The organism is Solibacillus palustris, assembly GCF_022549215.1.
Classification (GTDB): Bacteria; Bacillota; Bacilli; order Bacillales_A; family Planococcaceae; genus Solibacillus; species Solibacillus daqui.
This window is the reverse complement of record NZ_JAKZFC010000002.1, coordinates 237,767-258,962: the sequence shown is the minus strand read 5'-3', so window position 1 is coordinate 258,962 and position 21,196 is coordinate 237,767. Positions and strand designations below refer to the sequence as shown.

The following is a 21,196-nucleotide window of genomic DNA, read 5'->3' as shown; positions in this document are numbered from 1 at the left end:
TTCTAAATTTTCTAAGAAATCCACATAAGAATAGACATCATATCGCACTATTTGGCGCTTTATGTGTTCTTCTAATCAAATAACGCGTTGACACCTTGTGTTACTGTAAGACGTCCGTGCAATATTTCATCCTCGAATTTACGCACCTGTTGTTTGCGTTCTGGATTACCATAAAACGAGTCAATTAATTGGTCGGTAATCATCGAATGGAACCAGTCACGTGTTTGCTCACGACGGCGAATATTCCAATAATTTGTTTTTTTCACCGTTTGCTCAAATTCCATTAACATGTCCCATACTTTGTCTAAACCGACCTTTTCCATTGATGAAACACTTAATGCTGTACTAAGCCAGCCTGGTGTCGAAGGCTGTAAGAAATGAAGAATTTGCTTATATTCTTGCATCGTACGTCTTGCAGGGCGCAAATTATCACCATCTGCTTTATGTACGATAATACCATCTGCAAGTTCCATAATGCCTTTTTTCATTCCTTGTAGCTCATCTCCTGCACCTGTTAATACAAGCAATAAGAAGAAATCCACCATACCGCGCACATACGTTTCACTTTGACCAACACCAACTGTTTCGATTAATAACACATCGTAGCCAGCTGCTTCACAAAGTAGCATGGTCTCACGCGACTTTTTGTGCACACCACCTAATGTACCAGCACTAGGAGACGGACGAACGAAGGCATTTTCTTGACGAACTAGCTCTTCCATTCGTGTTTTATCCCCTAAAATACTACCACCTGACAGTGACGAGCTTGGGTCAATCGCCAGAACTGCTACACGCTTGCCAATTTTACAAAGCATTGTACCGAACGCTTCGATAAATGAACTTTTCCCCGCTCCCGGTACACCGGTAATACCAATCCGAATGGCATTCCCTGTATATGGAAGTAGTTCTTGTAAAAGCTTTTGTGCCTGCTCTTTATGTTCCGTATTGGAGCTTTCAATTAATGTTATCGCTTTTGACAATGCGGTGCGGTCACCCGCACGCACATCATTAGCTAGCTTTTCTATATCAAGTACTTCCTGCTTCTTTTTACGGAATTTCTTTGGGTTTGAATAGCTCATTCCATCATGACCACCCTTCACACCATCCATGACAAATAAAGCACTTTGGTCTTGATGTGGCATCGTCATTACTCTGCCACTTCCTCGTAGCCTAACTTTTTGTAAATTTCTTCGATAATACGCATTGCAGATACCGGAATTACCGTTCCAGGACCGAAGATTGCCACCGCACCTGCTTCATATAAGAAGTCATAGTCTTGCGCTGGAATTACACCACCACAAATTACGATGATATCTTCACGGCCTAATTTCTTCAGCTCCGCAACTAACTCTGGCACTAATGTTTTGTGACCTGCTGCTAGTGAAGATACACCAACACAGTGTACGTCATTTTCATTTGCCATTTGTGCTGTTTCTTCAGGTGTCATGAATAATGGTGAAATATCTACGTCGAAACCTAGGTCTGCATAACCTGTTGCAACTACTTTCGCACCACGGTCATGTCCGTCTTGACCCATTTTTGCTACTAATATACGTGGGCGACGTCCTTCAGCTTCTAAGAAATCTTCTGTCATTTGTTTTACTTCTGTAATCATTTCATCATCTGAGAAGTTTGCAGAGTATACGCCAGAAATCGAGCGAATAATTGCTTTGTGACGACCAGATACTGCTTCAATTGCATCAGAAATTTCACCAAGAGATGCACGAGCACGCGCTGCATCTACAGCAATCGCTAATAAGTTTTCTGAACCGTCTTCAGCTGCTTTTGTTAAGCGCGTTAAATGATTTTGCACTTCTTCTTCGTTTCGTTCCGCCTTCATTTTCTCTAAACGAGCAATTTGTGCTTCACGTACAATTGCGTTGTCGATATCTAAAATATCAATTGGATCTTCTTCTGCTAAACGGTATTTGTTCACACCTACGATTGTCTCTGATTTTGAGTCAATTTTCGCTTGGCGTTTTGCCGCTGCTTCTTCAACTTTCATTTTTGGAAGTCCTGTTTCGATCGCTTTCGCCATACCACCAAGTCCTTCGATTTCTTCGATTAACGCCCATGCTTTTTCAGTAATCTCATCTGTTAATTTCTCAACATAGTATGAGCCGCCCCATGGATCGATAACTTTTGTCATGCCTGTTTCTTCTTGTAAGAATAACTGTGTATTACGCGCAATACGCGCTGAAAAGTCTGTTGGTAATGCAATCGCTTCGTCTAATGCGTTTGTGTGAAGTGATTGTGTATGTCCCATTGCAGCTGCGTTTGCTTCGATTAATGTACGTGTTACGTTGTTGAACGGATCTTGCTCTGTTAAACTCCAACCTGAAGTTTGAGAGTGTGTACGTAACGCTAATGTTTTTGGGTTCTTTGGATTGAACGTGCTCATCATTTGTGCCCAAATACGACGTGCTGCTCGCATTTTTGCTACTTCCATGTAGTAGTTCATACCGATTGCCCAGAAGAATGATAATCGTGGTGCGAATGCATCGATATCAATTCCAGCTTTTAAGCCTGTACGAACATATTCTAAACCATCTGCTAATGTATACGCTAACTCAATGTCGTTTGTTGCTCCAGCTTCTTGGATATGGTAACCAGAGATTGAAATTGAGTTGAATTTTGGCATAAATTTCGCTGTGTATTCAAAAATATCCGCGATAATTTTCATCGACATTGCTGGTGGGTAGATGTATGTGTTACGCACCATGTATTCTTTTAAAATGTCGTTTTGGATTGTACCAGCAAGCTTGTCTGGTGTTACACCCTGTTCTTCTGCCGCAACAATATAGAATGCTAGTACTGGTAAAACCGCACCGTTCATTGTCATCGATACCGACATTTGATCTAATGGAATACCGTCAAATAAGATTTTTGCATCTTCTACTGAGTCGATTGCTACGCCGGCTTTACCAACGTCACCTGTTACACGTGGGTGGTCAGAGTCATAGCCACGGTGCGTCGCTAAGTCGAAAGCTACCGATAACCCTTTTTGACCCATCGCTAAGTTACGACGATAGAATGCATTTGATTCTTCTGCTGTAGAGAAACCTGCATATTGACGTACTGTCCAAGGACGGGCTACATACATTGTTGGGTAAGGTCCACGTGTATTTGGTGCAATACCAGCTACGTCATTTAAATGTTTTACATCTTTAATATCCTCAGCGTTATAGACAGAGTTCACTTCTATGCCTTCGTTTGTCATAAATGTGCTTGTAGAAGAAAGTTGTGATTGTGCTAATACGTCTTCAATAACAACTGATCCGAAATTTGCTTTACTCATTGTTGTGCCCCCTTCACAGTTGTTACAACACCGTTTAACTTTTCTACGATGTTTTGCCCTGCAAAAATAAAGCCATTTAAGCCGTTTGCAGTCCAAGCTTCTGCTTCTTCTTTATATTTACCAGCTGCGTCTAATACTAGATTCTGTTTTTTACCTTCTAAAAGGGCTGGGATTAATTGTTTTGTATCATCATCTGTTGCTGCCACAACGACGTAATCATAATCTGCAGCGGCTAACCAAGCTTTTGCCTCATCAATTGATTGGAAGCCTTCTGTTTGGTCTGCTACGATACCCGCTGTTGCAAAGAAGCCTTGTACGAAATCCGCACGTGGCTTGTAGTTTTTCAACTGACCAAATGTTAAAATCGCTACCTTAAGATTAGCTTGTTCAAAGCTTGCACGTAAGTTTTCGAATGGTAGTGCAATACGTTTCACATCTACAAATTGTTTATTTTCAATTGTTGGAATTTCATCTACTGGGTTTGCGTAAATGTTTGTTCCAATTAATGTATGCTTGCGTGTTTCTACTTGCTTAATTCGCGTGTTGTATACTTCTTCGATTTTCGAATTGATGTCGTATTCTTTTAAGCCTCCAGCTAGTTCGATTTCAAGGAACATTGCCCATGCTGCTTTTACGTAGTCCGCTGTTAATGACTCTATGAAGTAAGAACCACCTGCAGGATCAAGTACTTTTGTAACGTGAGATTCTTCTTTTGTTACTAAAGAAACGTTACGAGCAATACGTACTGATTGCTCTGTAGTTTGCGTTAAACAGTCATGAGAGTGAACAGTAATGACATCCGCGCCACCAATTGCTGCTGAAAATGCTTCATTGCCTGAGCGTAGTAAGTTTACATACACATCATACTTCGAGAAGCTACGAGCTGATGTTTCAACTACGACTGGGACAGCGCTTGCTTCATTGCCGAATGCTGAAGCAAACGCTTTCCATAAAACTTTAAAGGCACGAATTTTTGCAACTTCTGCAAAGAATTGTGTATCTACCGCAAATTGAACGAAGAATTTTTGTTCAAACGCTTTGAAATCTTCAACCGATTGCGCTAGATATGACGCTTGCGCTAATGCAATTGCAAGTTCTTGTACTGCATTTGCACCATTATTGTGATAGGGAATAGTATTAGCTGCAAAAGTATGTACATTTGGGAAACCAGCAACATCCACAGCTTCAGGTGCAATAATGTAACCGTTTACGATTTCTTTTTTAGATGCCTCAATTTTGTCGAATACAGCTAACACTGCATCGTCAGTTGATTGAACTGTAATTTTGAATGAATTTTCAGTTAAAATCGCAGCTAATTTTGCGATTGCTGTTTCTGACCATTCAAAAGCTACGGGGCTATAAATTGTAATGACTTCATTGCCACGCTCTATGCTTTCTTCTAAGTTAGCAAAGAAACTTTCTTCCGTGTCACCTACAATTTGCTGAGCAATCTCAAACGTTGGTGATTGTGATAATGTACGAATTGTTGAAACTTGCTTTTCTAATTGCTTGCCTAACTTCTCGATTAAACTTTCTTTCGTGTATAGTGGCTCGAGCGTAATGTTTTCTATTGTTTTTGTGAACAGTGATTCGAATGGTTTACCTTTTAGGGCCTTTACCGCTTCTTCTTGCCACTGATCATAGCTAGCTGATTGAAATTCAATCTCTTTCATATTAGTTGACATGTGGACGCTTACTAGCTTCCCCCCTTGTTATATTTCTGTACTATATTCTACACGAGAATGTTCTGACAATAAAGTAAAAAAAATTCCGAAAGCTTGATTTAACAAGCTTTCGGAACTATTTTAGTAGACTGAAATCTTATTTTTATCTACATTTTCGAGAATTTCTTTTACTCTAGATAGGAATTTACCGCAAATCAATCCATCTAAAATTCTATGATCTAATGACAAACATAAATTTACAATATAACGTGGCGCGATCATGTTCCCCTGTACTATTACAGGTCGTTTTATAATACTTTCCACTTGCAAGATTGCAGCTTGAGGATAATTGATTATCCCCATCGACTGCACCGAACCGAATGAACCCGTATTATTAACTGTAAACGTACCACCCTGCATATGCTCTAATTTTAATTTTCCATGACGAACAATATGTGCATATTCATGTATTTCTTTGGCGATGCCTTTAATCGATTTTTCATCGACATTTTTAATAACGGGTACGAATAACGCATCATCCGTCGCAACTGCGATTGATAAATTAATATCTTTCTTTTGAATAATTTTATCTTCCGCCCACACTGAATTCATCATTGGGAATTCTTTGAGCGCTTGTGAAACAGCTTTTAAGAAAAATGCAAAGTATGTTAAATTAAAACCTTCCTTTTTCTTAAATTCATTTTTTATGCTATCACGATATTCGACAAGTTCCGTCACATCAACTTCCATCATCATCCAAGCATGTGGAATTTCATGTGTACTTCTTAACATATTTTTTGCAATCGCTTTACGCACTTGTGTGACCGGAATTTCGATATCACCAGCAACATTTGCGATAGAATCAGGTTGTTTCGTTGATTCTTGTACTTTCGATGAAGTCACTTGAACTTCTGGGTCAGCTTGTTGCTCCACTGGTTGTTGGGTTGTTGTCGGCTTACCTGACGCAATATAGGCTTCGACGTCTTTACGAGTAATACGGTTGTTTGCACCGGTTCCTGTAACTTGTGCTAAATCTACATTGTTTTCAGATGCAAGTACGACTACAGCAGGAGAGTAACGACCACCTGTACGCTCAGTTTTCACTGTATTTTCTGCAGTATTTGTAGGTGGTAGCTCCTCTTTGCGCTGTAAGCCAGCATTTAAAATTGCTGAACTAACATTAGAGTTTTTTGGTGCTGGTGCAGGAGGTAACTCAGAGCCCTCCACATCAATCGTACAGACGACCGTGCCAACAGGTAACGTTTCACCCTCTATAGCAATTAGTTCCTTAATAACCCCCGCAAATGATGATGGAATTTCGGCATTTACTTTATCTGTCGTCACTTCTGCTAATGGATCATATTTATTAACAGTATCACCAACTTGTACAAGCCAGCGTTCAATTTTTCCTTCGGTTACACTTTCGCCAAGTTGCGGCATTACAATGTTTTGAATCGTCATGTTAGATCCTCCTCAATCATTTACTGGAAGAATATCAATTACGCCTCGGCGTAATTGTGTCCAGATTTTTTCGAGCAGGCTCGAAAAACTCCTTTAAAAATCTATGACATCCGCCGGGAACAAAGGTCAACACGAGGTTGATCACGAAGGCGTTGTCACAGGACGTGACGTTTTTAGCCTTCGTTCCACTATTAAGCATAGGCTTAAACCCCTGTCAAATAAAAGACATACTTGGGCAGTCATCACCCTTATAAAAATGGAGAATGAAGGCTGAAGCAAGTTAAAACGCCGCCAATTCACGGAGCGCGCGTTCTACTTTATCAGGATTAATCATAAAATATTTTTCCATTGTTGGTGCGTATGGCATTGCTGGTACATCAGGTCCTGCTAGACGTTGAATTGGCGCATCTAAATCAAATAAACAATGTTCTGCGATAATCGCTGCAACCTCGCTCATGATGCTACCCTCTTTATTATCTTCAGTAATCAATAAAATTTTCCCCGTTTTCTTTGCAGCATCAATAATCGCTTCTTTGTCTAATGGGTAAACTGTACGCAAATCTAAAATATGCGTGTCAATTCCATCCTTCGCCAAGCGATCTGCTGCCTGCAACGCAAAATGAACCGCTAAACCATACGTAATGACCGTGACATCATCACCTTCACGCTTCACATCCGCTTTACCAATCGGCAATGTGTAGTCATCAGTAGGCACCTCGCCTTTAATTAAACGATACGCACGCTTATGCTCAAAAAACAACACTGGGTCAGGATCGCGAATGGCTGCCTTTAACAAGCCTTTTGCATCATATGGTGTTGATGGGATGACAATTTTTAAACCTGGTGTCCCCGCAAATAACGCTTCAACGGATTGTGAATGATACAAGGCTCCATGAATTCCCCCACCAAAAGGCGCACGCACAACAAGCGGGCAGCTCCAATCATTGTTTGAACGATATCGGATTTTTGCCGCTTCAGAAACAATTTGGTTAACGGCAGGCATGATAAAATCAGCAAACTGCATTTCAGCAATCGGACGCATACCATACATCGCCGCACCAATTGCCACACCAGCAATTGCACTTTCCGCAAGAGGAGTATCTAGCACACGCTGTTCGCCGAATTGATCGTACAATCCAGTTGTCGCTTTAAATACACCACCCTTTACCCCAACATCTTCACCAAGAACGAAGACGCGGTCATCTCGTTCCATTTCTTCTTTCATCGCAAGATTAATTGCATCAATATAAGAAATTACCGGCATTACGCATCTTCTCCTTCCGCATAAACAAACTTAAGTGCATGTTCAGGTGAGGCATACGGTGCATTTTCCGCATACTCTGTCGCTTCATTGACAAGCTGCATTATGTTGTCATTTAATTGTTTAATTAATAAATCGTCTACTACACCCCGTTCTTTCAGGTAGCTTTCGAAAAGCAGAATTGGGTCTTTTGCTTTTCCTTCTGCAATATCTTCCGCTGTACGATATTGGCGGTCATCATCATCAGAGGAATGGGCTGTCAAACGATAGCTTACCGTTTCAATTAAAGACGGCCCACCCCCATTTCGCGCTCGATCTGCAGCCTCTTTCACGACTTTATATACCTCTAAAGGATTTTTCCCGTCTACTGTCACACCAGGCATACCGTAACCAATTGCACGATCAGACACTTTTGCACAACCTAATTGACGCTCGACTGGAACAGAAATCGCATATTGGTTATTCTCAACCATTATAATTACAGGAAGCTTATGAACCCCAGCAAAGTTAGCGCCTTCATGGAAATCTCCCTGATTAGACGAACCCTCTCCAAGCGTTACAAACGTAATAAAATCTTTATTTTGCATTTTCCCTGCTAGTGCAACACCTACTGCATGAGGAACTTGTGTCGTTACCGGAGAAGAACCTGTTAGAATTCGGTTTTTCTTTTGTCCAAAATGTCCCGGCATTTGGCGTCCACCTGAGTTTGGATCTTCTGCTTTCGCAAACGCCGATAACATTAAATCCTGTGCAGTCATACCAAATTGCAAGACAACTCCCATATCACGGTAATACGGTGCAATATAATCTTTTGTATGATCTAATGCAAATGCCGCGCCAACTTGTGCTGCTTCTTGCCCTTGACACGAAATAACAAATGGAATTTTCCCAGCGCGATTTAATAGCCACATGCGTTCATCAATTCGTCGCGCTAAAAGCATCGTTTCATACATTTTTATGACGTCTGCATTCGTCAACCCTAGCTGTTCATGCGTTAATTGTTGTTCTGTCATAATACAAACCCCCAATCGAGTTTAAAGAAATCCATACGATGCCATATAGCACGAGATGGCTTACTCTATGGATTTCTTAGAAGAAAACATTCAATCTATCCCGTTTAAAAATGAATTGCCTTACCTTCAATTGCTAATGCAGCTTCTCCAATAACCTCACTTAAACTCGGATGTAAATGCACCATTTGACCAACTTCCCACGGTGAAGCATTTAAAAATAGTCCAAGTGCCGCTTCAGATATTAAATCCGTAGCATGTGGTCCAATTAAGTGGGCACCAACTAGATCATTTGATAAATCATCAGCTATGATTTTTACAAAACCTTCTGATTCGCCGTAAACAATCGCTTTACCGATTGCTTTAAATGGGAATGTAGCAGTTTTCACTTTAAAGCCTTTTTGACGTGCTTGTGCTTCTGTTAAGCCTACGCTTGCTACTTCAGGAGAACTGTAAACGCCACGCGCAATATTTGCGTAATCAATTGGCATTGACTGCTCCCCTGCAATATGCTCAACAGCTCGAATCCCTTCATGGGAAGCAACATGCGCTAATTGCATGCCACCAATACAATCACCAATTGCGTATATATGACTCTCTTTTGTTTGGAAATTGTCATTCACAACAATCGAGCCATTATCTACCTGAATTTCGGTATTTTCAATTCCAATATTTTCGGTATTCGCAACACGCCCAACAGATAATAATAATGCTTGAGCCTCAATTGTAGTGTCTTCAAGCGGAATCGATACTTGCTCATTTACTTGTATTGCTGATGGGTCTAACTGCACATTAAAATGGATGTTCACGCCACGCTTAGTTAATTGCTTATACATTTCTTCGGAGATGGCTTCATCCTCTGTTGGAATTAAGCGATTTCCTACTTCTAAAACGGTCACGTCAACATCAAAATCTATGAGCATCGAAGCCCATTCAACACCGATAACACCACCGCCAATAATGACTACGGATTTCGGCAATTGTTTTAGTGTTAAAAACTCATCTGACGTTAACACTTTTTCTCCATCAACTTTTAAACCAACTAAATGGCGAGGTCTTGAACCGGTAGCAATAATTACATTATTCGGTATAAGCATTTCGTTTTCAGAGCCATCCGTCATTTCTACAGAAATCGTGCCTGGCATTGGTGAAAATATGGAAGGTCCTAAAATTCGACCATAACCCTCATAAACATCAATTTTGCCCTTTTTCATAAGATGCTGCACACCTTTATAAAGTTGATTCACAACAAGTTCTTTACGTTCCTGAATGCGATTAAACTGTAGTGCTACACCTTGTACTTCTATACCAAAATCAAGTGCTTTTTTTGATTGCACGTATACTTCGGCACTACGTAGCAAAGCTTTTGTTGGAATACAACCTGCATGTAAACACGTACCACCTAGTTTATTTTTTTCAACAATGGCCGTTTTTAAACCTAGCTGTGAGGCACGGATTGCTGCTACATAGCCACCTGTACCTCCACCTAAAATGACAACATCATACTCCTTCGCCATGTGCAACACCCCTTGTAAAATAATTTCGTTTAGTTAGCGGCCATTTAAAATATTTTTTTCATTTTTCAAGAATGTGCTACGTGTTTTGGCAACACGTGCAATTCTTTCTTCTGCCAAATGATTTGCTGCTAAGTACGTTGGAATATCTTGTTCTTTAGAAATGGCAAAAATCTTTTCTAAGCTCGTATAAATCGTTTCGACACGTTTCATTGCTCGATCACGATTGTAGCCATATAATTCATCCGCCACGTTTATTACTCCGCCCGCGTTAATTACATAGTCCGGTGCATATATTATACCCAATTCATGTAAAACTTTTCCATGCTTCGATTCTGCTAATTGGTTATTTGCCGAACCAGCGATGACTTTAGCCTTTAATTTAGGAATCGTTGTATCGTTAATAATTGCACCCAATGCACATGGCGCAAAAATATCGACATCTTGCTCATAAATTTCATCTGGTAATACAGCTTTGGCACCAAAATCGTTAACTACTCGATCTATTGCGGCTTGATTGATGTCTGTCACTACCAAGTGAGCACCTTCTTTGTGTAAGTACTCACATAATGTATATGCAACGTTACCAAGACCTTGTACTGCAACTTTACGACCACCTAAATTGTCATCACCAAACGCTTCTTTTGCTGCTGCTTTCATCCCTAAGAAAACACCATATGCAGTTACTGGTGAAGGATTACCCGAGCTCCCAAATGCTGGTGAAATCCCTGTTACATAATTGGTTTCCTCATGAATTAAATCCATATCCGAAACGCTAGTACCTACATCTTCTGCTGTAATGTAACGCCCGTTTAGTCCTTGTATGAAACGACCTAATGCGCGAAACATTTCTTCATTTTTATCTTTAAATGGGTCACCAATAATTACGGTTTTCCCGCCACCTAAATTTAAACCTGCAGCCGCATTTTTATATGTCATCCCACGAGCTAATCGAAGTGCATCTTCAATAGCATCTTCCTCAGAAGCATATGTCCACATGCGTGAACCACCTAGTGCTGGACCTAATGTTGTGTCATGAATTGCAATAATAGCCTTTAAACCCGAAGCTTCATCTTGGCAAAAAACTAGTTGTTCATAATCATACTTTTTCATGTAATTAAATATTTCCATAACACACTACTCCTTTTTTCAAGAAAGCGCTTACTTTCTCGTGTTCTGTATTTTTTTCTGCTTAAGGTTCGACAAAAACTAAAATGTGAATAACTTTTGTCTTTTAATTTACAATACTTTCAAATTCATAATGTTGCAACTATTATTCGTCAATTTTAATCAAGTTGGAAAATTCTGAAAAATCAATCGGTTATTCCAATGATTGAGAACTTACAATTATCTTATTTTCTAATTATTAATTATTCTAATAAAATAAATTGTCGCCGTTTCGTCAAATTGTCTTATTCAATTACGACTTTTTTATGTATACAATTGACAGTAATTATTGATATTGTAAAATCAATGTTGTTTTACTTAGTGGAGGGGATACATACATGGCAAGAATGGCTGCTTTTATTGTGCTTGTAATACCTGCCATACTCATGGCTGCAGGTATTAAGTTTATGCGAGATACACTTTTCGGAATATTAATTTCACCATTCCCTTGGATTTGGGTTCAATTTGTTGTTGGAGTTATTTTCTTTGCCGTTTCATTTTTATTTTTTGCTGGATTTTTACTTCATCGAGATCGTAAGCGCGGAAAAGTTGCCGATCGTTGGCAAAATAAATAAATTTCAACCAGCTCCATCAAAATTAGATACAAAAAAAGACGCCTATGGAATTCTCATAAGCGTCTTTTTGCTATTTTAATTGTGCTCTTTGAACTTTATCAGGAAAATCAGTTATCCAACCTCTTACTGCTGGGTGTGGATTTTTCAAAAATGATTCATTTCCAACAATTCCATAGAAGCGTATTCCAATTGCTGCATCTTTACAATATTGCAAATATTCGTGTTTATAAAATTTTTTATGTGCATGAATGGTATCAAAGAATCGATGTTCACTCTTCAAAGACCAATCGAATTTTTTCGTAACAATATAAGCCGTCTCCATTTCTGGTCGTGCTTCTTTAACGATTATTAATAATCTTTCATGAAATGATGAGAAATGACTGTTCTTAGGTACTTGAAGCGGTACTAAAAATTGACGGAGTGCAGCTTCATTCATTAGCAATGACTGTTTCAACTCAATATTCAAAGGAATTTGCTGTTCATTGGCCCAATCCAAAATATCTTGAAACGCTTCAATACGATGATTCGAAAAGAATCGAATAAAGCGCTTTCCTAATTTATAGCTTCTTAATTCTTCGAAGGAACTATCAGATACTTTTCGCTTTTTTCCTGCTAGTCTCTTTAAATCCAAATCATGAAATACTACCAAAATACCATCCTTTGAAATTTGGAGATCTAATTCAATTCCATCTGCGCCCAAGCTTTGCGCTTTCTTAAAAGCTGCAAAAGTATTCTCTAAACAATCATGAGATGCACCACGATGTGCAAAAACTGGAATCGTTTTCATTATACATTTAACTCTCCAGATTCAAGTAAGAATCGACCTTTTGTATTGCGTGATAACACTGCCGATTTTTTGCCAATTTGAATGAATGTTCCCGGATACGCTTCCTTAGTCACAGTTATTTCTTCTTTACCTACACTACGTAAATCGTTCATCAATTGTTTAATTTCACGGTCTATACTCGCTGCCGATTCTTTATTAGACGAAAGTTTTTGCTTTGTTTGTTCAAATGCAGCAATTTGAGGCTTCGTTAAATTATTTACAATCGGTAGAATACGATTGATTTGTGATTCAAGCTGTAAAATATCTTCTTGCATTGATTTTAATAGTGCAGCCTTTGATTGAATTAATTCAAGACCATCTGCTTTATTGACACTATTTATTATTAATTCTGTCTTACGCTCTAAACGATTGCCTGTAATTGCCGATACAATTATACTTTTTGCAATAGCTCTGCCACCAATGATTTTGCCTTTTCGATCATCCACTAGTATCGAATGCGCTTGAATATTAGAACCTAATGCATAAAATCCGATATTTACATCTCCATCGGCAATTAAGTTTGCATCGTTCACATGTTTTACGAAAATATTCCCACCTGCTTCAACTCGTGTGTCACCTAAGCCAAAAATACCTCCACGAATGAATACATCCCCATCGATTGATTTAATTAATTTAGCTCCTGAAACACCTTCAGGGGCTTCAATCGAAATATCTCCTTTTGCAATTACTGAAAATCCAGCTTGTACTGTACCACGAATTGAAATCGAACCATTAAAATCAATATTACCAGTTTCAACACCGACATCACCATTTATTGGTAAATGGTGATTTACACTAACCATACCTCTATGTTCCTCTAGTACACCATTTATTTTCGATCGTAATACTGTTTTTCCATCTTCTTCGACTTCATATGCAGATTTACGATCATATTTAAGCGATGCATCTCGGCCATGTTGTGCTGCTACAAGCTCTCCATGAACATTGTTACCTGGGATACCCGGTTTAGCATGGATTTTTTCCCCTAACAATGCTCCTTCTTCAATTTCATAGATGAAGTTCATATCATAATAGTCTGCTTTACCATCTTCGCGAATTACCGGTTTACGTTCAGGAACTTCTAAGTATGTCACCTTAGCGTCTTCACCTTTAACGGGTGCTGTTCCTTGCGCAATTAAAATTGCTTTACCACTAACTATTGTTTCAAATTTAATGTCTTGAATTCCATGAATAACATTATTTTCTTTTAATAACCTTAATACTTTTTGTTGGAAAGTTTGCGAATTAGAACGAATATAGTCCAAGGTTTCATATACAAATAACGAAGCAGACATTTTATCGCGTGAAACTTCTAATGTAACTGATGGTAGCCATGACCCAATCTCTACTGGATTCGGCGTGATTTCATTTAATACTTGTTTCAGTACTGCAAAATTCGTTAGTTTAATGCGAGGATTAAGGCGCACAATCATATCAAAATCTTTTAACATAAAGCCTGGTTCTTTAGTCTTTATATAAACCTTCTCATCTTTTTCTAAGATTTCAAAAAACTGATTCTCAAATATAGCCACGCATATCCCCTCCCATAAAGTATAGTATATACAAATATTAGGACTTTGTTTAGCTAAATATCAGAGAAACTAGCTTGATTTTTGTCACTATTACAAAAATACCACAAAAGTAACAGATGATTAAGTACTAAGTGCCTAACAATCATATATACAATATCATTTCATAGTCCCATAAATGATGATATATATCTGATATGTCGATTAAGTAACTTTCGTCTTTTCTCATGATTGAAGTAAAAGTTTTCTTCATCAGCAATATAAGCGAGCATACGTAAACGACTAACACTACTTCTTCATTGCACTCATCATTCTCACTTTTTCTATCATTTTAACCATAAACTATATTTATTAAATGATATATATGTAATATGTTACGAATTGATGAATTTCAAAGGAACATCGAAAAAATCCCAATAAAAAAAGTGCCTCGAGAAAATGAGGCACTTAAAAGAATAATATGGAGTAATCACATCATTCTAAGAAAGGAGGTAAAGACTAATAGTAAAAATCATCTTACTAAAGTCATTATACACATTCAATACATTTTTAAACATCATTTCCAAAAAAAGTTGTTAACTCGTATCCATTTCTATACGAATTTTATCGGCAATCATGGCGATGAATTCTGAATTGGTCGGATTTGACTTCATATGGTGCACGGTATAGCCAAACAACTCTGAAATGTTCTCTTAGCTGCTTCGATTCCATGTGACCTCAATGGCATGACGAATCGCACGTTCGACACGTGAAAGCGTTCCTGCTTTGTTCCAGAAGCGCCCTCGTTTGTATTATAAGGTTCGCTAAAAAAACCTGACTATTTTTGATTGATAGTAGCCAAGTTAGAACGTCCGCCCCTGTGAAATACGTCAATTACATTAACATTATTTTTTTACAATCGGTATATAAATATCAAAATGCGGATCATTCGGATCCTGATTAGTTGGATAATATTCGTGTTTAATCGGCATATAAGGATCATAGTAATCTACACCAGCTCCAATAAATGCAGTATAATCACTATCAAATAACCATTGATGTAAGTCCGTATAGGTCTTTTGTATATCTTCTCCTTTGTTATGTGTCGTCATCACATAAGTCCATTTTGGAACCCTAATTTCAATCATCCCTTCAGGAATTTCCTGCTCCTCACTCACTTCATACACCGCGTAATGTGCGAATCCATTCTCAATTACATGATACGATAAACCCAATTGAACATTGGGATTCATCTTATTCTCTAATTCATCAGCACGGTCTTTAACTTGTTGAATTACGTTTTTTAAATTTGGTGCAATTTCAGAGAAAGTTCCCTCCCATTTCAATCCTACTGCCCGATAGGATGGTAACGTTATAATTTTGTAGCTCAAATTATCCCCTCCCTTTTTCCAATGTATGGAAAGCTAATTTTCTTTTAAAGAGTTGCTCCTCAATCTAGCCAGATTGTTGAACAATAGTAATAAAACACTCTTCAACAAAGCTGCCCCAATAGTACAATAACTTCAACAAAAAGGGCATTAATCCTTCTCGGATCAAAGCCTCCGTTAGTTTAAGTACAAAATTTCATAATCTTAAATAATTTTCAAATCTTATTCGACCTCTAAAGTAAATCGATGACTTGACACAATGTTTGCTGAACTTGTTCTTGCCTGTTTTGTACGTCTTTTTCATGAACATTTGGACTAGATAGATTTCACCTGCACAACAATCCGCCTAGGCGAATCTCGATCCGTTAGAATTGTGTCTGACATCGAAAAAAAGAACGATCAACACAATAAAATGTTGATCGTTCAATTTAGTCGCTACCCTAAAACATATTCCGCTAATACGCTTTGGACTTTATAAATATTAGTCGATTTATTAAAGTTTTTCTGTATAGGTAACGCACTACCTGACACCCAAATTTTTAATTCTGCATCTAAATCAAATGTTCCAGCAGTTTCAACGGAAAAGTGAAGAATACTTTTATATGGTATAGAATGATACTCAGTTTTCTTTCCAGTTACCCCTTGTTTATCAATTAATATTAGTCTTTTATCAGTAAAGATAAATGTATCCCTTATAACTTTATACGCGTTCTTTATTGTTTCGTTAGGAATCAGCAAATCTTTTAACTCTTCCTCTAACTTATTCAAATTTACTTCGGTTGCATTTCCTATTAACCCATCGAATAACCCCATTCTACATTCCCCCTTCGATTAATTGTGTATATCACAATATATAACCCTATTTTTAACATAATTACAAGTTAACATACAAATTAGTTCCCCATATGCAAAGTCTCCACTAAAATAAAAAAATTTTGCGCGTAAATTCCGAACGTCAGATGGATGTCTAACAGTTCACCTATTTGTGAACCTGTGTCAAATATTAACTGTGCTATCATCCAATCACGATATTGGTCAAATTTCGTCACATCAAAAGCACGGAAAAACTGTTTCAATTCATTATCTTCTAACATTACCTTCATTTTGCGTTCTGGCTTCACGTTCTTGACGTTTTTCATTGGATTGATACGAATAACTTGTTCTTGATACAAATACGCAAAAAACACCTTTAAATTGCGTGTATAGTTGGCTATTGTTGTATTGGATATTTTCTTTCCATAATCGTCTCTAGCTTTTGGATTGTTATTGGCATTGTCATTGACAGTCCATTCATATTTCCCTCGTTCTCCCAAACTACGTATATAGCTTCTTAAATGTTCTGCTTTTACCAGTCTAGGTGAATCAATTTCAAATTCAACAAACATCCATTTAGCAAATAACCTTATGGTCTGTTCATAAGATTTTAATGTTTTAACTGATAATCCTTTCGCAGTACAATCCAACATAAATCGATCAATCTCTATATCAAATTCATTCAAAAAAAACACCTCCATGAACGAGATTCCCCCGTAAATGAACGTGTTTCATAGTTTACTTAAATTAATTAACATTAGTTGTATGAATTCAGTAGTTAGTTGGTATAGATACAGTGAATTCATATCTTAAGATTCTTACAAACCGCATTGTACCGCGCTTAACTTGCAACCATTTCAATTCGAATCTTATCGGCAATCATGGCGATGAATTCTGAATTAGTTGGTTTAGACTTCATATGGTGCACGGTATAGCCAAACAATTCTGAAATGTTCTCATAGCTGCCTCGATTCCATGCAACCTCAATGGCATGACGAATCGCACGTTCGACACGTGAGGATGTAGTGTTGAATTTTTTAGCGATTTCTGGGTATAAAATTTTTGTTACAGAGCTTAATAATTCAATATCGTAATACACCATTTGAATTGCTTCGCGTAAGTAAGCATAGCCTTTAATATGTGCTGGAACTCCAATTTCCTTAATAATTGAAGTAATTGTTGAATCAAGTTGACGTTGATCGATTTTTGTTCCAGTCGAAACTATATCAAGCGGGCGTTTTTCTACCTCTAATTTTTTATTCGCACAATGTAAAATCTTTTGTACAAGTTGCTCAAATTCAAATGGCTTCAGCATAAAATAAGAGGCACCAAAGTTTACAGCTTGTTTCATCACATCTTCTTGACCAAAAGCTGTCAGCATAATAACTTGTGTGCGCTCATGACGATCATCATTATACATTGCTTCCAGAACAGCTAAACCATCTAAATGCGGCATAATAATATCTAATAGTAAAACATCAACCGTATGCTCTTCTAACATTTTAATACACATTTTTCCATTGGCGGCAGTTGCAACAACTTCAATCTGTGCATGATTTGCAAAATACATCTCCATCATTTTCACTAATTCACGATTATCATCAGCAATCGCAATCTTCACCTTCGTCAAACAAAATCCCCCTTTAATATTATCATTTTCGCATTTATTCTTACATTTTACATCGATAGAAGCAGTGATTCGCCATTGTTTCCACCCAGTGCCTAAACATTTGTATGCATTTTTTAGTTATTTTTGTTATGTTTTGACATTAAATGAGTTTTCGACATAATCAAAAAAAACCCTTTTCTATCTATAAAAATGAGTATCTAGTAATACGAATTCTCTTCAAATCGACATGGAAATTAATAGAATTACATTTGTCGAATTATCATTATGTACTATTTTATTTAAAAAAATAGAAAAAGACTATACTTTGTATCAAAGTATAGTCAAATAGTTATTAATTGGGGCTTTTTTTCAGCATTTCGATAACAAGGATTCCCGCGCCTTTAGTCGGTTCTTCGACAAACATATGTGTTATCGCACCAACAAATTGATTATTTTGTATAATGGGACTTCCACTCATGCCTTGAATAATCCCTCCAGTTTCGCGTATTAATCGCTCGTCTGAAACTTGAAACGTAAACGTTGTGTCTGAAATTTCATCAATTTCAATGTCGAATGCTTCAATTTTTTCTCCATCAATTGCCGTCAATAAATGGGCAGTTCCTTGCTTTAATTGACCTTTATGCATAATTTCAAGCGGCTGATGCAAACTTTCTTGTAAAGGCTGTTCCCAACGCCCAAAAATTCCGTATAATTCATTACTAATAACCGTTCCTAATGGTGTTGTCGCTTTATCAACAACGGACACCTTATAACCTGGTTGACCGGGAACGCTTTTTTTCACTTGTGAGATGGATGCCTCAAAAATAGCTCCGTTGTTGAATGTTGGCGGTTGCTTTAAAACAGAATCAATTATTTGGTGACCTAATGCGCCATATTCTAAAGTACTTGGGTCGATATAAGTTAATGTACCAACACCATCCGTCGCATTTTTCACAAATGGTCGCAAGCGCTGTAATTGTTGCTTTGATACTTCCAATTTCCGTGAATTTTGTGCATTTTCAACTGTTATTTGCGCTTGTTCATTATCTAATAATTGTTCAAGGTTCGCTATCGTTTTTCCATTTATTTCTGTTATTCGTTCTCCTTGCTTTAACCATTCACCAGATTCAAGCAACACGTCATGCGACACATAGACATAAGGCATTTCTAGCTGTACTCCAATGGAATGCCCCATTGGAATCAGCTGTTTTGCACTTACTTGTAATGGAATAAAGATTAATAAAAGCATCACAACAATGGACCATTTCGCCTTCATAACTCACCTCCTCGATACATTTACTATGTGGAGCTTTTACAGAGTTATGAACGGTAAATTTTTGTTGAATAGTAATTGAAATTTAAAACGAGAAGCCTAATTTAACAGACTTCTCGTTGTATTATTTCATTGCTTCTTTACGCTCATTTGCCAATTGTAATAATTCAGAAGCGTGCTGTAACGTTAAATCCGTTATTTCCGCACCGCTCATCATACGACTAATTTCTTCTATACGTTCATGTTGTTCCATTTCAGTAATCGTTGTAAATGTACGATCATGCTCTACCTGTTTTTTTATGTAATATTGATGATCTGCCATCGCTGCTACTTGAGGTAAATGGGAAATACATAGAACTTGGGAATTGACTGAGATTGCTGCAATTTTTTCTGCGATTGCCTGTGCTACGCGACCACTTACACCAGTATCTACCTCGTCGAATATGATTGATGTAATGCCATTCGAAGAAGAAAAAATCGTTTTTAACGCAAGCATCATACGTGACAACTCTCCACCCGACGCCACTTTTGGTAAAGACTTTGGCGGCTCTCCGACGTTTGTCGAAATATAAAAAGCTACATAATCTTTACCGTTTGCATCAAAATGATCAAGTTGTTCAAAGTTAACGATAAATTGGGCTTTTTCCATATGTAACATCCGCAACTCATTCATAATTGCTTCACTTAATTTCAGTGCACTTTGTTTACGAACTGTTGTTAATTGTTCAGCAAATTCATTTAAATCGATTTCCATCTGCGCCAATAACTGCTCATTTTTTTGCATTGCTTCATCTCGATTTAACAATTGACTTAACTCTTCTTCTATTTTTTCGTAGTAAAAGAGAATTTCTTCTACTGTTGTACCATATTTACGTTTCATATTCTGATAGAGTGCCAAACGTTGTTCGACTTCATTTAGACGCTCGGCATCATACTCTAAGTCGTCTAACGCATTTTTAACTTGATATGCTGCATCTTGAAGCGCATAAAAGCTTGAAGTTACAGCCTCCGAAGATTCTTTAAAAATCGAATCAAGGCGCACAATGTCTTCTAATGCATTCATAGCATTTCCGATAAAATCTAATCCATTGCCCTCACCTGAAATTGATTCATAAGCCATATTGGCACGCTCAAAGATTTTATGGAAATTCATTAGACGAGTGCGTTCTTCAGAAAGCGCATCTTCTTCATCAACACGTAATGCAGCTTGCTCAAGTTCTTGAATTTGGAATTGATATAAATCAATACGTTGTGCAGCGCGTTGCTCATTAATGCTTAATTCTGCCACTTCTCGCTTTAATTGACGATACGTTTCATACGCCTCATCATAGTTTGTTTTAATAGCCTTTAAATCATGATAAGCAAAATGATCTAATAAATGAATATGAAATTTTTCATCCATTAATTCTTGGTTTTCATGCTGACCATGAATATCAATTAAGCTTCCACCAATTTCGCGTAATACAGATAATGGCACAAGCTTACCATTTACTCGACAAATACTTTTTCCAGATTCATTTAAGTCCCGACGTAAAATAATCGAACCCTCTTCGGCTTCGATGCCATGCTCCTCTAGTTTCAAATAAATGGGATGCTTCTCACTGCTAATTTCAAAATGGCCACCTAATTCTGCTTTTTTTTCACCGTGGCGAATAAACTCAGTAGAGCCACGACCACCGGCTAAAATATGGACAGCATCAATAATAATCGATTTACCTGCACCTGTTTCACCAGTTAAAACAGTCAAGCCTTCTGAAAAGCTAACAGTCAAATCATCAATAATAGCAAAATTTCGAATGCTAAGTTCTTTTAACAAACGTTTCCACCTC

17 protein-coding genes and 1 pseudogene are annotated in these 21,196 nt (G+C 37.7%); 1 reads left to right on the top strand and 17 read right to left on the bottom strand.

Features of this window, described 5'->3' with window-relative positions; translation table 11 throughout:
* Window positions 1–71: 71 nt before the first annotated feature.
* The 8 genes from meaB to LZ480_RS08260 form a co-directional block, all read right to left on the bottom strand.
* Window positions 72–1,148 (bottom strand): methylmalonyl Co-A mutase-associated GTPase MeaB, encoded by a 1,077-nt coding sequence (meaB, locus tag LZ480_RS08295; protein WP_241368941.1) that lies wholly within the window; start codon window positions 1,146–1,148, stop codon window positions 72–74.
* Complete coding sequence (scpA, locus tag LZ480_RS08290) at window positions 1,148–3,298, bottom strand: methylmalonyl-CoA mutase (protein ID WP_241368940.1); 2,151 nt, start codon at window positions 3,296–3,298, stop codon at window positions 1,148–1,150. The genes meaB and scpA overlap by 1 nt, the downstream gene beginning before the upstream one ends.
* Window positions 3,295–4,983 carry a methylmalonyl-CoA mutase family protein gene (locus LZ480_RS08285; protein ID WP_241368939.1) on the bottom strand — a complete coding sequence of 563 codons (1,689 nt, stop codon included), beginning with the start codon at window positions 4,981–4,983 and terminating at the stop codon, window positions 3,295–3,297. Before LZ480_RS08285 ends, scpA begins: the two co-directional genes overlap by 4 nt.
* Before the next feature lie 120 nt (window positions 4,984–5,103).
* Window positions 5,104–6,423, bottom strand: a complete 1,320-nt coding sequence (locus LZ480_RS08280; protein WP_241368938.1) for a dihydrolipoamide acetyltransferase family protein — start codon at window positions 6,421–6,423, stop codon at window positions 5,104–5,106.
* Window positions 6,424–6,703: 280 nt separating this feature from the next.
* A complete protein-coding gene (locus LZ480_RS08275; protein ID WP_241368937.1) occupies window positions 6,704–7,687 on the bottom strand; it encodes an alpha-ketoacid dehydrogenase subunit beta in 984 nt (327 codons plus the stop codon).
* Window positions 7,687–8,697: a thiamine pyrophosphate-dependent dehydrogenase E1 component subunit alpha gene (locus LZ480_RS08270; protein WP_241368936.1), complete on the bottom strand. Its 1,011-nt coding sequence runs from the start codon at window positions 8,695–8,697 to the stop codon at window positions 7,687–7,689. The genes LZ480_RS08275 and LZ480_RS08270 overlap by 1 nt, the downstream gene beginning before the upstream one ends.
* Before the next feature lie 104 nt (window positions 8,698–8,801).
* Complete coding sequence (gene lpdA / locus LZ480_RS08265) at window positions 8,802–10,211, bottom strand: dihydrolipoyl dehydrogenase (RefSeq protein WP_241368935.1); 1,410 nt, start codon at window positions 10,209–10,211, stop codon at window positions 8,802–8,804.
* Between the two features lie 33 nt (window positions 10,212–10,244).
* Window positions 10,245–11,339, bottom strand: coding sequence for a Glu/Leu/Phe/Val family dehydrogenase (locus tag LZ480_RS08260; RefSeq protein WP_241368934.1), 1,095 nt, complete (start codon window positions 11,337–11,339; stop codon window positions 10,245–10,247).
* Window positions 11,340–11,713: 374 nt separating this feature from the next.
* Between LZ480_RS08260 and LZ480_RS08255 the strand changes: the two genes are divergently transcribed.
* On the top strand, window positions 11,714–11,950 hold the full coding sequence (locus tag LZ480_RS08255; protein ID WP_241368933.1) for a DUF2627 domain-containing protein: 237 nt from the start codon (window positions 11,714–11,716) through the stop codon (window positions 11,948–11,950).
* A 70-nt stretch (window positions 11,951–12,020) separates the two neighbouring features.
* Here LZ480_RS08255 and LZ480_RS08250 read toward each other — a convergent pair whose 3' ends face one another.
* From LZ480_RS08250 to recN, 9 genes and pseudogenes are all read right to left on the bottom strand, one after another.
* Entirely contained in the window at window positions 12,021–12,737 is a 717-nt protein-coding gene (locus LZ480_RS08250) for a glycerophosphodiester phosphodiesterase (protein ID WP_241368932.1), read from the bottom strand.
* Entirely contained in the window at window positions 12,737–14,308 is a 1,572-nt protein-coding gene (locus tag LZ480_RS08245) for a DUF342 domain-containing protein (protein ID WP_241368931.1), read from the bottom strand. Before LZ480_RS08245 ends, LZ480_RS08250 begins: the two co-directional genes overlap by 1 nt.
* 572 nt (window positions 14,309–14,880) lie before the next feature.
* Window positions 14,881–15,063 (bottom strand): annotated as a pseudogene (locus LZ480_RS08240) (sporulation initiation factor Spo0A C-terminal domain-containing protein); the annotation flags it as partial.
* 126 nt (window positions 15,064–15,189) lie between these two features.
* Window positions 15,190–15,675 carry a GyrI-like domain-containing protein gene (locus LZ480_RS08235; RefSeq protein ID WP_241368930.1) on the bottom strand — a complete coding sequence of 162 codons (486 nt, stop codon included), beginning with the start codon at window positions 15,673–15,675 and terminating at the stop codon, window positions 15,190–15,192.
* A gap of 432 nt (window positions 15,676–16,107) precedes the next feature.
* Window positions 16,108–16,485 carry a PH domain-containing protein gene (locus tag LZ480_RS08230; RefSeq protein WP_241368929.1) on the bottom strand — a complete coding sequence of 126 codons (378 nt, stop codon included), beginning with the start codon at window positions 16,483–16,485 and terminating at the stop codon, window positions 16,108–16,110.
* Window positions 16,486–16,565: 80 nt separating this feature from the next.
* The gene (locus tag LZ480_RS08225; RefSeq protein WP_241368928.1) at window positions 16,566–17,186 is read right to left on the bottom strand and encodes a tyrosine-type recombinase/integrase; all 621 of its coding nucleotides are present in this window, start codon (window positions 17,184–17,186) and stop codon (window positions 16,566–16,568) included.
* Window positions 17,187–17,326: 140 nt separating this feature from the next.
* Window positions 17,327–18,115 carry a sporulation transcription factor Spo0A gene (gene spo0A, locus LZ480_RS08220; RefSeq protein WP_241368927.1) on the bottom strand — a complete coding sequence of 263 codons (789 nt, stop codon included), beginning with the start codon at window positions 18,113–18,115 and terminating at the stop codon, window positions 17,327–17,329.
* A 331-nt stretch (window positions 18,116–18,446) separates the two neighbouring features.
* Window positions 18,447–19,370 (bottom strand): SpoIVB peptidase S55 domain-containing protein, encoded by a 924-nt coding sequence (locus LZ480_RS08215; protein ID WP_241368926.1) that lies wholly within the window; start codon window positions 19,368–19,370, stop codon window positions 18,447–18,449.
* Window positions 19,371–19,491: 121 nt separating this feature from the next.
* Entirely contained in the window at window positions 19,492–21,183 is a 1,692-nt protein-coding gene (recN, locus tag LZ480_RS08210) for a DNA repair protein RecN (RefSeq protein ID WP_241368925.1), read from the bottom strand.
* Window positions 21,184–21,196 lie beyond the last annotated feature (13 nt).

Bases quoted from the DNA above. Each gene is read 5' to 3' on its own strand.
- meaB (WP_241368941.1), bottom strand. From the start codon at position 1,148: ATGACGATGCCACATCAAGACCAAAGTGCTTTATTTGTCATGGATGGT.
- scpA (WP_241368940.1), bottom strand. From the start codon at position 3,298: ATGAGTAAAGCAAATTTCGGATCAGTTGTTATTGAAGACGTATTAGCA.
- LZ480_RS08285 (WP_241368939.1), bottom strand. From the start codon at position 4,983: ATGTCAACTAATATGAAAGAGATTGAATTTCAATCAGCTAGCTATGAT.
- LZ480_RS08280 (WP_241368938.1), bottom strand. From the start codon at position 6,423: ATGACGATTCAAAACATTGTAATGCCGCAACTTGGCGAAAGTGTAACC.
- LZ480_RS08275 (WP_241368937.1), bottom strand. From the start codon at position 7,687: ATGCCGGTAATTTCTTATATTGATGCAATTAATCTTGCGATGAAAGAA.
- LZ480_RS08270 (WP_241368936.1), bottom strand. From the start codon at position 8,697: ATGACAGAACAACAATTAACGCATGAACAGCTAGGGTTGACGAATGCA.
- lpdA (WP_241368935.1), bottom strand. From the start codon at position 10,211: ATGGCGAAGGAGTATGATGTTGTCATTTTAGGTGGAGGTACAGGTGGC.
- LZ480_RS08260 (WP_241368934.1), bottom strand. From the start codon at position 11,339: ATGGAAATATTTAATTACATGAAAAAGTATGATTATGAACAACTAGTT.
- LZ480_RS08255 (WP_241368933.1), top strand. From the start codon at position 11,714: ATGGCAAGAATGGCTGCTTTTATTGTGCTTGTAATACCTGCCATACTC.
- LZ480_RS08250 (WP_241368932.1), bottom strand. From the start codon at position 12,737: ATGAAAACGATTCCAGTTTTTGCACATCGTGGTGCATCTCATGATTGT.
- LZ480_RS08230 (WP_241368929.1), bottom strand. From the start codon at position 16,485: ATGGGGTTATTCGATGGGTTAATAGGAAATGCAACCGAAGTAAATTTG.
- LZ480_RS08225 (WP_241368928.1), bottom strand. From the start codon at position 17,186: ATGGAGGTGTTTTTTTTGAATGAATTTGATATAGAGATTGATCGATTT.
- LZ480_RS08215 (WP_241368926.1), bottom strand. From the start codon at position 19,370: ATGAAGGCGAAATGGTCCATTGTTGTGATGCTTTTATTAATCTTTATT.